The sequence below is a fragment of the Rhodoferax sp. XS2R6 genome (genome assembly GCF_056521365.1).
The window spans coordinates 860,029-874,326 of sequence record NZ_JBWMAY010000001.1; the positions used below are offsets into that span (position 1 = coordinate 860,029).

A 14,298-nucleotide genomic window follows, 5' to 3' on the forward strand; every position below is an offset into this window, starting at 1 on the left:
CCGCCTAGAGTTCCAAGATGGCCGCGGGCAGGCTCAGCTTCTTGATCTTGTCGGCGGCCTTTTGCGCCTCGGCCTTGTTGGCAAAGGGGCCAATGCGCACGCGGGTGCGTTGTGCGTCCTTGGCGCCTACCACCTGCGTGTAGGTCTTGAAACCCAGCGACTCCACCTTCTGGCGCGCTTCACGCAGCTTGGCGGCTTCCACATAGGCGCCGACCTGGACCACATAACGGGCCTCGCCCGCATCGGGCTTTTTCTCGGCCGGCTTGTCTGCAGCGGGTTTGCCGTCCAGCAGGGCCTGTGCCTTGACGGCCTCGGTGGGCTTGGCGGCATGTTTCTCTGTCGCAGCCACCGGTTTGGGCTCGGGTTTGGCTTCGGCCTTGACCGCGGGTTTGGCCTCTGGCTTGGGCGCAGGTTTGGTCTCGGTGATGATGGTTTCGGGCTTGGCCTCGGCCTTGGGGGCGGGCTTCGCGTCCGACTTGGGTTCGGGTTTGGTGGGTGCAGAGGCCACGGGCGCGGGTGCGCCGCCGCCAATGGCACCACCGCTCACCTGGGAGGGCGCAGCGTGGTTGGTGGCCACTTGCGGCGCACCCAAAGGCGCCACTTTGGCTTTGTCGGGAATTTCGATGGGAATGTCGACCGCAATCGGCCGTGGCTGGCTGTCAAACAACAGCGGGAAGCCGATGACCCCCACCAACACCAGCACGGCCGCGCCAATCAGGCGGTGCCGCGCGCGTTTGCGCATGACTTCCACGCTCTCAGAAGCACTGGGGGGTGGGGTGGGCTGCTCGTCGCCACCTTTGCGAAACTTGAAAAAGGCCATGGATGGGGTGACGGTTCAGGTGGCTTGGGGCTGGAAGTGTTTGGCGTGCAGCTTGGGCGTGCCCTCTTGCAGCACACCGCCCACGGTGTAGAAGGATCCAAAGACGACGATTCTATCAGCGGGGTCTGCCGCGGCGATGGCTGCGCGCAGGGCCTGCATGGGGTCGGCAAAGGCCTGGGCGGAGGCGTCTTTGCGCGTGTTTTGGGCCGTCCATTGGGCCAGCAGGTCGGCGCCCGACGCGGCCCGGGGCGAGGGCAAATCGGTGAAATACCAGCGGTCCATCACCGGGGACACTTTGGCAAACATGGGCGCCAGATCCTTGTCGGCCATGGCGCCAAAAATGGCGTGGGTGGTGGGGTAAAAACCCATCGCATCCAGGTTGGCGGCCAGCGCGGCCACCGAATGCGGGTTGTGCGCCACGTCCAGCACCAGCGTGGGCTGGCCCGGAATGATCTGGAAGCGCCCCGGCAGCTCCACCAGCGCCAGGCCCACGCGTACGGCCTGGGCCGTGACGGGCAACTGCTCGCGCAGCGCGGTCAGCGCCGCGAGCACGCCAGACGCGTTGACCAGCTGGTTGGCCCCACGCAGCGCCGGGTAGGCCAGGCCGCTGTAGCGCCGCCCGCGGCCGGCCCAGCCCCATTGCTGCTTGTCGCCCGACACATTGAAATCGGTGCCCACGCGCCACAGGTCAGCGCCCACTTCCAGCGCGCGGTCCAGCACGCTTTGGGGCGGCACCGGGTCGCTGACGATGACCGGGCGGCCGGTGCGCATGATGCCGGCCTTCTCGAACCCGATGGCTTCGCGGGTGTTGCCCAGCAGTTCCATGTGGTCCAGGTCGATGCTGGTGATGACGGCGCAGTCGGTGTCGATGATGTTGACCGCGTCCAGCCGGCCACCCAGACCAACTTCCAGAATCACGGCGTCCAGCCCTTCGCGGGACAGGGCCAGCAGGATGGCCAGGGTGGTGAATTCGAAGTAGGTAAGCGCAATTTCAGCGCCATGTTGGCCTTCATTTCCAGTTCTGGCCCGCTCCACTTCTGCGAGAGCAGCTACAAATTTGATAGCGCCTGCGGCTTCGCCCTTGAGACGCATGCGCTCTTCAAAGTGCACCAGGTGGGGCGAGGTGTAGACGCCGGTCTTGTAACCTGCCTGGCCCAAAATGGATTCGAGCATGGCGCAGGTGGAACCTTTGCCGTTGGTACCGGCCACCGTGATGACGGGGCAGTCAAACTTCAGATTCAGCCGCTGGGCGACGGCGCGCACGCGGTCCAAACCCATTTCGATGCCGTTGATGCCCTTGGGGTGCAGGCGCTCGCCGTGGGCGAGCCAGTCTTGTAGCGTTGTCGGTGTTTGCATTGGCTTGGATTGTCGCAGGGCTGTGTTTTCCTTTGGATCAGGGGGTGTGCTTCGGATCAGGCGGTGTGGGCGTTCTGCTTCGTGTCCCCCGCGCTGCGCGCTCCTCCTTTACCTACGCAGAACGCCCACACCGCCTGATCTGCCACCGTTCCTGCTGCGGGACAGGGAAACACCTCATCACTACACTTTTGATAGCTGCTTGCGCAATAACCATGGGCGCTAGAGCCTTATTTCATCAAGAAAGTAGAATGGGCAGCATGACCACCCTCTACGGCATTCCCAACTGCGACACCGTCAAAAAAGCCCGCGACTGGCTGACCGAACACGGTGTGGACTACCAGTTTCACGACTTCAAAAAGCACGGCGTTCCCACCGATCTGCTGCCCGGCTGGATCAAGGCAGCGGGCCTGGACACCTTGATCAACCGCCGCGGCCCCACCTGGCGCAAGCTGGGCGAGGCCATCAAGGCCAGCGTGGTGGACACGCCGTCGGCCATCGCCGTGATGCAGGAACACAGCAGCGTCATCAAGCGGCCCGTGGTCGTCTGGGGCGACGGCACCGTCACCGTTGGCTTTAGCGACGTGAGCTTCCAGGCCCGCCTCCCGTAAAATCGCGGGTTGCCCGGTGCCAGCCGCACCGGGCCCTCATTTCTATTCTTATTACGCAGCACCATGACCACCACCCACTTCGACAACGTTTCCGTCACCACCAAGGCCAATGTCTACTTTGACGGCAAGTGCGTGAGCCACGGCTTTACCCTGGCCGACGGCACCAAGAAGTCGGTGGGCGTGATCTTGCCCGCCACGCTGACCTTCAACACCGGCGCCCCCGAAATCATGGAATGCGTGGGCGGCAGCTGCGACTACAAGCTGGACGGCACCGACGCCTGGGTCACCAGCGGCGAAGGCCAGAAATTCAACGTGCCCGGCAACGCCAAGTTCCAGATCCGCGTGACCGAGGGCTTTGAGGCTTACCACTACATCTGCCACTTTGGTTGATCAGCGGTTGATACGGACAGTCAGTCACTCCTAATTTCATAGCTGCTTGCGTACATTCCACGTGGGCTAGAGGACAATTTCATGTCAAACACCATTCTGCAAAACATCCCCGTCGGCCAAAAGGTCGGCATCGCCTTCTCTGGCGGGCTGGACACCAGCGCCGCCCTGCTGTGGATGAAGCAAAAGGGCGCCCTGCCCTACGCCTACACGGCCAACCTGGGCCAGCCCGACGAATCGGATTACGACGAGATTCCCCGCAAGGCCATGGAATACGGCGCCATCAAAGCCCGTTTGATCGACTGCCGTCCACAGCTGGCCGCCGAAGGCATTGCCGCCCTGCAGGCCGGCGCCTTCCACATCACCACCGCCGGCAACACCTACTTCAACACCACGCCGCTGGGCCGCGCCGTGACCGGCACCATGCTGGTGACCGCGATGAAGCAGGACGACGTGAATATCTGGGGCGACGGCAGCACCTTCAAGGGCAACGACATCGAGCGCTTCTACCGCTACGGCCTGTTGACCAACCCCGCGCTGAAGATCTACAAGCCCTGGCTGGACCAGCAGTTCATTGACGAACTGGGCGGCCGTTCCGAAATGTCGGCCTTCATCACCGCCAACGGTTTTGGCTACAAGATGAGCGCCGAGAAGGCCTACAGCACCGATAGCAACATGCTGGGCGCCACCCACGAAGCCAAGGACCTGGAGTTCTTGAACAGCGGCATGAAGATCGTGAACCCCATCATGGGCGTACCGTTCTGGAAAGACGACTGCGTCGTCAAGGCCGAAGAAGTCAGCGTCACCTTTGAAGAAGGCCGCCCTGTCGCGCTGAACGGCGTGCAGTACCCCGATCTGGTCAGCCTGATCCTCAAGGCCAACGAAATCGGCGGCCGCCACGGCCTGGGCATGAGCGACCAGATCGAGAACCGCATCATCGAAGCCAAGAGCCGCGGCATCTACGAAGCCCCCGGCCTCGCGCTGCTGTTCATCGCCTACGAGCGCCTGGTCACCGGCATCCACAACGAAGACACCATCGAGCAATACCGCGACAACGGCCGCAAGCTCGGCCGCCTGCTGTACCAAGGCCGTTGGTTCGACAGCCAGGCCATCATGCTGCGCGAAACCGCGCAACGCTGGATCGCCAGTGCCATCACCGGCACCGTCACGCTGGAACTGCGCCGCGGCAACGACTACAGCCTGCTGAACACCGAGTCCCCCAACCTGACCTACGCGCCCGAGCGCCTGAGCATGGAAAAGGTGGAAGACGCGCCGTTCAGCCCGCTGGACCGTATCGGCCAACTCACCATGCGCAATCTCGACATTACCGATACGCGTGCCAAGCTGCAGGTGTATTCCAACGCTGGATTGCTGGAGTTGGGCAAGGGAGAGGATTTCCTGAAGTTGGGTAAGTAAGTCAGAGCTGACTTATCCCCTAAGAAAAAGCGCGCCAAGTAAAAGCTTGGCGGGCTTTTTGTTTAGACCGCATGGTGAATTTAAGTGCAGGCAGCGATTACACCATTCGCAAAATCTGAAGAGAAGATTTTCAATCCACCTGATTTGGAAATTCCACGCATTTCAACCGCCACTCCAACGACGGATGTATTGCCAATACTGATGCTCTCGAATATTTCTGTAGCTCCGATAGGCCTTGTCACATAAGGCAGCGCCGGATAGGCAAGAACAACTCTATGGCACCCCGTGGCAGTGGCAAATGCCAAAGATTCATAGATGTCCGCCGCACTAATGCGAAGCTGCCCCTTCTCCACGTGGCCTTTGTACTTGGCATCCAGCAGCATCCTTGGCCTCGTGCCATCGGACTCAATCACGCAGTCCGGATACACCGAAAGCTTGCTCACTGTTCCTGTACTGATCTTGGTTTTAATGCCCAAGGGATAACCCCGCTGAGGTACCACGGCATTGCGGCCAAAGCCCAATCGAGCAGCCACCGTCAAAAGGTCTTCCCACACCCGCCACGTATCGACCAAGTAGCCCGGTGCATGTGCTTGTCCCAGCTTGTAGTTGAGGCCCAAGCCCCCAAGCACATCGAGGGACAACTCGTGCAAGGGCTTCCAAGCTCTGTGCCGTGCAGGAATGGGTTTGCGACGATTGGCAGGAGCGTTTTGAGGCGAGAGGTCTTCGATCAATCGCACCAAGGAACTCGCAGCCGATGGATCGCTCACCTCAGGCAGTAGCTCCTTGGCCGCAGCCACAATGTCCGCGTTCCAACCGTTCCTGCGATCAAAGCGGATGAGCTCTTGCTCAAACCCATCGGTCGAAGGAAAGATGAGGTCCACCGGATCGGGGTCTCCATCGATGAAAAAGTCTGCCTCACGTACCCTGCGATAGCTGCGCAGTGGGCGCCGCTTTCGGGCCTCGTACATACTGGTGATGGAACGCGCCACCAACGTGGATAGGTTCCGTGGTGTGCCTCCTGAGGCTGAGAGACGTTCAGAGGCCAACAGGCGCCCATGCCTTGAAAGCGTGGAGAGAAAAAAGAAATCCTCACGCCAGGCAGCATCGGTGTCATCGAGTCCCAAAAACTTGGGGGCAACTTCCAGTTCCAGTGAGGGTGCCAGGCGGATGAGGCCCGCAAAATCTATGACCCGTGCGCCTTTGGCATCAACACTGATGGGGTTGTAGTTGAGCCGAAGGCTCGACGCAACACGGCTCCCAGCCTCCATCAACAGACTGTTGGCCTTCGTGCGATCTACCCCAATGGCATCAACAATCGCACGGCTCAGGTCTACGGGTGCACCGTACTCAACAAGGGACAGCCGTGTTCGGGTGTGCGCCACGCGCTACTCCCGAGGGTTGGCAAATGCCCGCAGTGCTGCGTAGATGTTGTCCTCAGCAAAATTCGTAGGGCCTTCAAGACGAAACCTCAGGTCATCCGCAAAAGTCGCCTCAGTGAGCGTGAACGGATTAAAAGGTAGGCTACCAAGTGCATTGAGGGCAGCAGCAATGCCACGGGTGTCCCCAAAGAACACCTCTTCCACGTGCGCTCGCACCTTGGCCCAACCCACGCACAGCGTGCCCAGAGCCTCAGAAAGTGCCAGCGTTTGGGGTTTCACATCCGACATCAGCACGCCATGCCCGATCTGAAACTCGGGGCCACGCCCCAGAGCGATTTGGGCATTGACAGCCACCCATGCACGAACAGAGGCCTCCAAGGCATCGCCCACGTTGGCAGGCGCATCAGGCAACGCGTTAGAACCCTTGGCCCCAAGCCCGTAGAAGGTCCGCAGCGCTGCTTCATCGGGCTCCAAACGTAGAGGCTCCCAACGGCGTAGGAAGGCCACATCCAAAGGCTCCACCGAAGCATCCGCTTGGTTCATCGCAGCCAGGATGTAGAGGTCATGGGGCAACGCGTACTCGATCACATCACCGGTCTTGGGATCGAGCATTTCAAAGTACTGCGTCTCCGCACGCTTGGCCCCATCGGGGGCCAGACGTTTATCGGACTCGATGGCCACAATGGCTCCACCAAACACCTGCACTGCTGGTCCTCGGTTGATCTCATCGATGATCAAGAGGGCAGCGCCATTGGCGCCCTTCGCATGCTCACTGGCACGGTACAGCGTGCCTTTCACAATGGTGAAGTCGGGCGCCCCTACTGCCTTGTTCACCGCTGGCGTGATGCCCGATACGAAGTCGCGGTACTTGGAGTTTTGATGAAAGACCGTACGAAAGGCTTTGTTTACTGGAATTGGCGTCGAGGCACTTGGCTTGTGTACCAGTACCTTGTTCTCAAAGGCGTCAACGACGGAAGAAAGCAAGCGTGACTTACCTGTGCCTGGCGCACCAGAAATAATCACGTTACGCGAACGCGATAGCAAACCAAGAATCTCAAGTGATGGAGTAGATGCTGGTGCTGCGTCGATGACTCCTTGATCGTGACCAGCATTTAAAGCATCCCGAAGCTGGCTTAAAAACAGATGATGCCAACAGTCATTGAGCACATTTTCAATTACGTAGTGCGGCCATACTGAACCATCAGTTCTATGTACCAAAATGAGAATTACCCGGCCTTGTCCATTTGATGCGGGAATGTTTTTCAGACAATTAATAGCATTTACAGTCGAAATTCGGTACTCATTACGCGTATTTGTTGGCGGAGAGAGCTTTACTTGATCAACCTTGAGTTCTTCCCCATCAATCCAAGAGAAGCGTCCTTGTCGATAACTCAACCCTTGAACGTTGGTCTCCGGCAGCTCCACAGGGAAGGCATCCTTGAGCGCATTTACGAAATTATCATCAACAGCAGAAAACCGAAAATCTCTCTGCCCCCCTCCATCCTCAGGGACTGAATTCGCGACTCCGGCCACAGCAGCTTGCGCAGTGTCATTAATGACCTTAAAGATGACGCGCTTAATAGTATTCACTCGAACCCTCTCCCAATTCCACGTCGAACAACGAACGCGCCTCATTTATCTCTGATGGCACATAAGCCATCGCCCCCTGCGCACGCGCCTCCGCTGCACGGAGCGCCCAAACTGTAGACTTATTTCCCGTTCGTTTTGCCATGGCAGCCAAAACAGTGTCTCGGGTGATCGTGGACTTGGCCTCGCCTGGCACTCCCATTTGCCCCCGATCCAAAATCGGAAAGTCTCGGAGCACCAGTTCCATGTCCTTCAAATCGAGTCCATAGGCCACGGCTACTTCCGCATCAATTTCCCCACGAAGCTGTGCCATGCGCTCGTAGGTTTCTCGTGTAGCTCCGGCGCTGTCGAGTGTGCGCAGTTCGCGCGCAGCGCTCACAAGCTTCTTCCATGGCAAGCCATCCTTGGCGACCTTTGGCATGGGGACGCTTTGCAAAAGAAAATAGTTCACCGTGGTGGTGAGCACGCGCCGAAGCATCCAGTCAAAAGCAAAGCTATTGGCAATGGACACCCACACCAGCAACCGCGCCTCTGATGGGTCGTCGGGAAACAGGATCGTGGGCACTTTGTTGCCACAGACCACCCCAGCTGGAGTCAACGAGGCCATGAGCGAGCGCTCATTGGTCTGACCTGCAATGTCGCAAAAACCCACTCGCAGCACATCTGCACGGTGCTGATTGCCACGGGGCATGTCGCCGGGGAGAATCCAAAACTGAGGCGAGAGGCGCGATCCTCCGATGGGGAAGGCTTCCCACAGGGCACTGCGGCCGGTGCCTGACACATACCCTTTCACACCGAAGCGATGTGCCTGCACCATGCGCCCTTCCACCAACGGTAGAGCACCTGGGGTGGCACGGCTCAGGAACTTGGGGCGATCCTTGGTCATATCGACTTCACGACAAAACTTCGGAGTCCAGCCACAGCCCGGCTCTTCCCACGACACACCGGCTTCTGCGATCTTTGAGAAGAGCTTCCACTCGGCAACGCTACGGACCTCTGGCAGGCTTAAATCGTCCCGAACTGCCGCGAGTGCTGCACGTCCAATGGTGGCCGTTCCTGTCGTCTCCAACCCCGTGGGAGTGCCCCGTTCGTGCAAGAGCGTGATGGGCTCACGCTTGCTCTTTTCAGAGCCAGCTTTGGTGAGGGCCACAGCCAAAAACTTAAAGCGCGTGTCGATGGCAAAGAACCGTGCACGGTTGTCGATGATCGAGAGCGACACGCTTTGGCTGGCGTCAAAAATCTTTTGCCGCATGGCCTGAGTGCCTTGCGAACGAATGAGGCCACCGGGGATCAGCGCAGCCACAACCCCCTGCCCTTTGCACAGTTCAAAGAAGAGGTCCGTGAAGGCGATGTAGAGGTCCGGCTCACCGTTGCCCAAATCTGGGTAGCGTGCCAAGAGGCGCCGAGAGTAGTTGGCAACCTCACCGCGCTGCTGGGCGAAGCGCTCCTCATCGAGCCCATGAATCTGGGCCCCGTAGTGGCGCTTGGTGCCTGAGGACTTCAAGAACTCATGTCTCGAAAGCTTGACCTTCTCCCACGGAGGGTTGCCGATCACCGCATCAAAGCCCTCAGGGGCCATCGCAGCCCAGACCTTGCGATCTGCCATCAAGCTATCGCCGCAGTGCCAACGCGCGCGCATGGTTTTGAGAGCCGATACATCGTCGGTAAAGGAGGCCAGTGCCAGCAGCGCTGCACGCAACGAATTGGCCGAGAGATCCGCTGCACACACGCCATAAGCCAACCAATGCGCCGTCTTTGCTCGGTCCATCCCACACACCGCATGGGTCAGTGCAGCAAGCAAAATTCCCGCACCACTTGCCGGATCAATCACCCGACTCTTGTGGGTGAGCTTTGGGGCTGCAAGCTGTGCCAACCGCGTGGCCAATCGAAAGTCCGTGTGGTACGCGCCCGTGCTCTTTCGGTCCTGCTCATGCAGGGCTTCTCGTGCCAATGCACTCAGTGCCAATGCAGGATGAATCGGTGAGCGCTCGATGGCACTTGCCACGGGGGCCGCAAGCTCCAAGAGCTGAGTTGCCGAGCGCTTGCTCTTAGTGCCAAAAGCCTCATGAAACGCCGCCAGGTCGAACCCACCAAAGCGCGCTGATGCCGCCTCCAATACTTGAAGACGAAGCTCAAAACTCGCTGGTCCATGTCCGCCACCCACAGCCCGTGTGAGGGCCGCTTCTGCGGGGGACAGGTACTCCGCTTCAACGGGACGCGGTGCACTCATGCATAGCTCTCCACGAGGATGGGGTTGGTCGCTTTGACGGCCTTGGGTTGCGCCTTGGGAAGCTGCGCCACAGGCCGCTCCACCACCACCAAGAACTCGTTCACATCAGACGCTGTACTGCTGGCAACCTTGTTGGGCCGATAGCGGCCAATGGCCCCTAGCGGGTGCATCGTGGACTTGCCGATTTTCGAGAGCTCGGCCTTCATGTCCGGCATGCTGATGTGCCCTTCACTGCTGTACGAGAGCAGCACTTTTGGGGCCTTCAAGCCACTGACCAAACGCGAAAGTGTTTTGAGTGCTCGGGTCTTGTAGCAAAAGTCCGAAGCCAGAACCTTCCAAGGACGCAGCCCCGCAACGCCCTCCACCTCAGGCTCATCGCCTAGGGCTACGGTTTCAAGGATGTGGTAGTAGCTTGCGTATTGGCGCTTGGTGTAAGGGGGGTCCAGATACACCAAGTCTTCCACGGCATTGGGCACGTCAAACACATCCCCCACCGTAGCCTCCACGCGCACACCACTGGCTTTGAGCTCGCGGCATCGCATAGCAATCTTGTCTTGCGATTGGTTGGTCCACTTGGAGAGGAAGCAGCCAAAGGTGCCCGCAATGTTCGCCACCCGATTTAAAGCCCCAAAGAGGTCAGCGATGAGTAGGCGCTCTTCCACTTCATCAATGGTTCCGGCCTCTACCCACTCGCCAATCAATGCCCGCATAGCGTCAATGCGCGCTGCGTTCTCTTGGGTGAAGTAGCGCCGTTCAAGGCCACACGTGTCCATTGATGCAGGGCTGTACTCGCGCCACATGAAGCCGTGTTTTGGCTTGGCTGCGTTGAGTTTGGCGATGGCCTTGGCATAGCCCCCGAGCTTCTTGAATGCCGCTTGCTCAGTGCTGATCAGACGTGCTCCTGCGGAAATCACCGCAGAGTGCAAGCTGTCGTTGATACGCACGTTCCAGCCGAGGTCAGCAGCAGCCTCAGCCACCACCCCCGTGCCACAGAAGGCATCCACAAAGAAAGCACCCTGCTTGGGGTGCCCCATGTAGGCCGTGATCTGATCGATAAGCCTGGACTTAGAGCCGATGTAACGGAAGGTCATGTCACCCTTTAAGTTTTGCGGACCAGTTGTTTATGTCTCAGACTCAATGCCTACACGAATAGTGTACAGACATCCAGTACTGCAAAGCACTGACAATAAACACAGTATTTTGCCAGGGGCGGATTTTAGTTTGCATACAGCCCCTGATGCTCCCGGCAATACTGCAACCCGCCAAATCGCTTGGCGTTGTTCCAGCAAAACTTGCCTTCGGGGTAGCCGATCTTCGCACGGCAGTGGGCACAGATAAGCTTCTTTGCCAACGAGGCGTCAGCCGCTACTAGCTCTGGGGTTGCGGGGGTAGTCACTGGCCCTGGTGCAGCCGGCTTGGGCGTCTGTGCAGCCTGGGCTAGGTGGGCCCTAGGCTGCATGAACTCAGGCAGCGCCAGCAAGTCCGCTGCCCGATGCTGGCGCTTGAGCTTTTCGCCCCACTCCTTGATGGTGTCTGGGCTGCGCATATTGAACAGCGCCTTGAGCAGGCTACCCGTGCCAATGCCGTCCACCAGCTTGTCGTGCCAGGCGGGAAACTGGTCCGCCTTGATCAGGAAGCTGGTGTCAAAGGCCTTGGGGTCGGGCCGCTGGATGATCGCTTGGGGGTGCATCATCACCACGTTGTGAAACTCGGGCAGCTTGTCGGTGCGGGTGCTGATCTCAAGCCGCTCCAGCAGTTTGCCCAAGATGCGCGCGTGGCGGCGGCTTTGCTCGTAGGGGGATGGAATGCCGTAGCGGTCTTTGCCATAGCGCACGGTGAATTCGCCATGGGCGTTGACTTCCAAATCGCCCGAGTAGTTTTTGGTCTCAATCAGCACCATGTAGCCGGTGCGGTTGATGACCAGGTGGTCGATCTGGGCAACTTCGCCGTCCACCTGCAGGCGCAGGTCGTGCAGCAGCACATTGTTTTGGCCATCTTTGTAGTGGCCGTCCAGGTAAAAAGCGGCGGCACGCTCGCCTTTGATGCCTGCGGTCAGGTTGCGCAGTTCATCGCGCAGCCGGTCTTTTTGGCGGTTGTCCAGCAGGCTGGACTTTTGCAGGTCTTCTAGCAGCGCCAAACGCTTGCTCTTATCGTCGGCTGATTTGATCAGCATGGTTTTTTCCTCTCCCGTTTTGTCGCAAGACTATACCTGCGCCAGGGGAGAGCAATTGCACCAAAGCCGCGGTGCGGCGGATGCTTCAGGTGTCTAGTCTGTCTGGCTTGTCAATCGCCTTCTTGTCCTCGGACGCCAACCGCCGCTCCACCTTTTTCACATCCTCCGCAGGCGGCAGCGCCTCGGGGCGAATGCCGCGTTCCAGCAAGGTGTTGCGCACAGCCTTGTTGTTGGTGATGTGCTCGGCAGAGATAACCTGCTCGCTTTCCATCTGGTGCTGGCGGGCGTTGAAGATGGTGATTTCCGTGGCGAAGTCTTTGGCCTTGAGCAGGATGGTTGGGGCAAAGTCGGCCAGCGGGCGGCTATCGGGCACCTTCCACTGGGCTTTCATGGCCTGGGTGCTTTTACCGAACAGGGCCTGATCACCTTTGCTGCGAATAAGGGCAAAGTCTTGGTTGCCGCCAGTCTGCTCGAAGATCACGTGGGAGAGTTCTTTTTCGGTCTCGCTGAGTTTGCGACGGGCGTGAACGCGTTCGGCTTCCAGCAGGCGCTGTTCAATCAGCTCGGCCTTGCGGGTTTGGAATGCGAAATAGGTCTGAGCAAATGCGATCTCAGGCTTGCGTGGATCACCGTTCTGGGCGATGAGATAACAGGCATAGCGCGTGAGCATGGTGTCTTCAATCTCACGCTGGCCGCCAGAGCCAAGATCGACCATTTTCCTGACGTCAGGAAAATGGTTGGCGATGTCATGCCCAGAGACTTCGCATGCGGTTTTAGCCTTGCTGACGACATTGATGAAGTTCTCCCACTTGGTGTAGCCCAGCAGGTGCTGAATGTCGCGGGCCAGCCAGTACTCCACGCCGCCTTCGGTGTGCTGCGCGTGGCCTTCAAAGGTTTCGGTTAGCGACTGCACGATTTCGGTTTTCATAGTTAGGCCCCTTTGGTGTCATCCCCACCATGCCATGATACTGTTTTTTCATACAGCACTCAAATGCTAGGCGTTCGCTTGGTGCGAAAGAAGTCTTTAATACGAACCGCCGCTTTTAAAGCAGGCTTGAATAGAAGAGCCCGACGGACCGAAACCCGCTGGCGCCGGTTATTTACAAGCCAAATTGGCCTATAGCGCCCGTGGAATATGCGCAAGCAGCTATCAAAAGCATAGTGAATTTGCCGCCTCCCGGCCGGGGCAAGTTGGCTACACCACCACCGGCTCAGACTCCAGCAGGATGCCAAAACGTTCGTAGACGCTGGTCTGGATGGCCTTGGCCAGGGTCATCACCTCGCCGCCGGTGGCGCCATTGCCGTCCACGCCGGCGCCGCGGTTCACCAGCACCAGGGCTTGTTTGTCGTACACGCCGGCCTGGCCCACGCTTTTGCCCTTCCAGCCGCAGGCGTCAATCAGCCAGCCGGCGGCCAGCTTGACCGAGCCGTCGTGCAGCGGGTAGTGCACCACCCGGGGTTCGCGCGCGATGATGTCGGCGCACTGCTCGGGGGTGACGGTGGGGTTCTTGAAGAAGCTGCCGGCGTTGCCAATCACATTGGGGTCGGGCAGCTTGGCGCGGCGCACCTCGCACACCCACTCGTAAATCTGGCGCGCCGTGGGCTGGGTGACGCCGGTCTCGGCCATATTGCGTTCCAGGTCGGCATAGCCCAGTACGGGTTTCCAGGCCTTGGGTAGCGCAAAACGCACGCGCAGGATCAGCGCGCGGTCCTTCAGGCCCAGGGCCTGGTGGCTGTCGCCATCGGCCTTGCTGGCGTGTTTGAACACCGAGTCGCGGTAGCCAAAGGCGCACTGGGCGGCGTTCAGGGTGAAGACCTGGCCAGTCTGCAGGTCTATGGCGTCCAGCGACTCAAACCGGTCTTGCAGCTCCACGCCGTAGGCGCCCACGTTTTGCACCGGGGCGGCGCCCACAGTGCCGGGGATCAGCGCCATGTTTTCCAGCCCCGGGTAGCCTTGGTCTAGCGTCCAGGTCACAAAGTCGTGCCAGCCCTCGCCGGCACCGCCTTCCACCACCCAGTGCTTGTCGGTCTCGGCCACCAGGCGGCGGCCCGGCACCTCCACTTTCAGCACCAGGGGCTTTACATCGCCGGTCAATACGATATTGCTGCCACCGCCCAGCACAAACACGGGCGATGGGCCCCAGGTAGGGTCGGCCAGCAGGGCCTGCACATCGGCCTCGCTGGTGATACGTGCCAGCGCATGGGCCTTGGCCACGATGCGAAAGGTGTTGAAGGCCTGCAGGGGAACATTTTTCTCGACTAACATGGCAAGATTGTCGCACCGGGGCTCCGTCGCTCCGGGCAGGCCCACGGCGCGGGCCCCATGGTTTATTGCGCACCCC

Annotated in this window: 12 protein-coding genes; 3 read left to right on the forward strand and 9 right to left on the reverse strand. The window is 59.5% G+C overall.

What is annotated here, in order from left to right; translation table 11 throughout:
- Positions 1-4: 4 nt before the first annotated feature.
- Positions 5-820: an SPOR domain-containing protein gene (locus tag AC097A_RS04095; protein WP_479619858.1), complete on the reverse strand. Its 816-nt coding sequence runs from the start codon at positions 818-820 to the stop codon at positions 5-7.
- Positions 821-835: 15 nt separating this feature from the next.
- Positions 836-2,176: a bifunctional tetrahydrofolate synthase/dihydrofolate synthase gene (gene folC, locus AC097A_RS04100; RefSeq protein ID WP_479619859.1), complete on the reverse strand. Its 1,341-nt coding sequence runs from the start codon at positions 2,174-2,176 to the stop codon at positions 836-838.
- A gap of 248 nt (positions 2,177-2,424) precedes the next feature.
- On the opposite strand from folC, the gene AC097A_RS04105 reads away from it, so the two are divergent.
- The 3 genes from AC097A_RS04105 to argG all read left to right on the forward strand — a co-directional run bounded on the left by AC097A_RS04105 (position 2,425) and on the right by argG (position 4,587).
- Positions 2,425-2,784 (forward strand): ArsC family reductase, encoded by a 360-nt coding sequence (locus AC097A_RS04105; RefSeq protein WP_479619860.1) that lies wholly within the window; start codon positions 2,425-2,427, stop codon positions 2,782-2,784.
- 63 nt (positions 2,785-2,847) lie between these two features.
- Entirely contained in the window at positions 2,848-3,174 is a 327-nt protein-coding gene (gene ppnP / locus AC097A_RS04110; protein WP_479619861.1) for a pyrimidine/purine nucleoside phosphorylase, read from the forward strand.
- A gap of 81 nt (positions 3,175-3,255) precedes the next feature.
- Positions 3,256-4,587 carry an argininosuccinate synthase gene (gene argG, locus AC097A_RS04115; protein ID WP_479619862.1) on the forward strand — a complete coding sequence of 444 codons (1,332 nt, stop codon included), beginning with the start codon at positions 3,256-3,258 and terminating at the stop codon, positions 4,585-4,587.
- An 80-nt stretch (positions 4,588-4,667) separates the two neighbouring features.
- Here the strand turns inward: argG and AC097A_RS04120 are convergent, their stop codons facing one another.
- The 7 genes from AC097A_RS04120 to murB form a co-directional block, all read right to left on the reverse strand.
- A complete protein-coding gene (locus AC097A_RS04120) occupies positions 4,668-5,969 on the reverse strand; it encodes a 5-methylcytosine restriction system specificity protein McrC (RefSeq protein WP_479619863.1) in 1,302 nt (433 codons plus the stop codon).
- A 3-nt stretch (positions 5,970-5,972) separates the two neighbouring features.
- On the reverse strand, positions 5,973-7,556 hold the full coding sequence (locus AC097A_RS04125) for an AAA family ATPase (RefSeq protein ID WP_479619864.1): 1,584 nt from the start codon (positions 7,554-7,556) through the stop codon (positions 5,973-5,975).
- The gene (locus AC097A_RS04130; protein ID WP_479619865.1) at positions 7,543-9,783 is read right to left on the reverse strand and encodes an Eco57I restriction-modification methylase domain-containing protein; all 2,241 of its coding nucleotides are present in this window, start codon (positions 9,781-9,783) and stop codon (positions 7,543-7,545) included. Before AC097A_RS04130 ends, AC097A_RS04125 begins: the two co-directional genes overlap by 14 nt.
- Complete coding sequence (locus tag AC097A_RS04135; RefSeq protein WP_479619866.1) at positions 9,780-10,874, reverse strand: DNA adenine methylase; 1,095 nt, start codon at positions 10,872-10,874, stop codon at positions 9,780-9,782. Before AC097A_RS04135 ends, AC097A_RS04130 begins: the two co-directional genes overlap by 4 nt.
- Positions 10,875-10,999: 125 nt before the next feature.
- The gene (locus tag AC097A_RS04140; protein WP_479619867.1) at positions 11,000-11,956 is read right to left on the reverse strand and encodes a nuclease-related domain-containing protein; all 957 of its coding nucleotides are present in this window, start codon (positions 11,954-11,956) and stop codon (positions 11,000-11,002) included.
- A gap of 85 nt (positions 11,957-12,041) precedes the next feature.
- Positions 12,042-12,884, reverse strand: a complete 843-nt coding sequence (dinD, locus tag AC097A_RS04145; protein ID WP_479619868.1) for a DNA damage-inducible protein D — start codon at positions 12,882-12,884, stop codon at positions 12,042-12,044.
- A 267-nt stretch (positions 12,885-13,151) separates the two neighbouring features.
- A complete protein-coding gene (gene murB / locus AC097A_RS04150; protein WP_479619869.1) occupies positions 13,152-14,222 on the reverse strand; it encodes a UDP-N-acetylmuramate dehydrogenase in 1,071 nt (356 codons plus the stop codon).
- Between the last annotated feature and the right edge of the window lie 76 nt (positions 14,223-14,298).

Bases quoted from the DNA above. Each gene is read 5' to 3' on its own strand.
- AC097A_RS04095 (WP_479619858.1), bottom strand. From the start codon at position 820: ATGGCCTTTTTCAAGTTTCGCAAAGGTGGCGACGAGCAGCCCACCCCA.
- folC (WP_479619859.1), bottom strand. From the start codon at position 2,176: ATGCAAACACCGACAACGCTACAAGACTGGCTCGCCCACGGCGAGCGC.
- AC097A_RS04105 (WP_479619860.1), top strand. From the start codon at position 2,425: ATGGGCAGCATGACCACCCTCTACGGCATTCCCAACTGCGACACCGTC.
- ppnP (WP_479619861.1), top strand. From the start codon at position 2,848: ATGACCACCACCCACTTCGACAACGTTTCCGTCACCACCAAGGCCAAT.
- argG (WP_479619862.1), top strand. From the start codon at position 3,256: ATGTCAAACACCATTCTGCAAAACATCCCCGTCGGCCAAAAGGTCGGC.
- AC097A_RS04130 (WP_479619865.1), bottom strand. From the start codon at position 9,783: ATGAGTGCACCGCGTCCCGTTGAAGCGGAGTACCTGTCCCCCGCAGAA.
- AC097A_RS04135 (WP_479619866.1), bottom strand. From the start codon at position 10,874: ATGACCTTCCGTTACATCGGCTCTAAGTCCAGGCTTATCGATCAGATC.
- AC097A_RS04140 (WP_479619867.1), bottom strand. From the start codon at position 11,956: ATGCTGATCAAATCAGCCGACGATAAGAGCAAGCGTTTGGCGCTGCTA.
- dinD (WP_479619868.1), bottom strand. From the start codon at position 12,884: ATGAAAACCGAAATCGTGCAGTCGCTAACCGAAACCTTTGAAGGCCAC.
- murB (WP_479619869.1), bottom strand. From the start codon at position 14,222: ATGTTAGTCGAGAAAAATGTTCCCCTGCAGGCCTTCAACACCTTTCGC.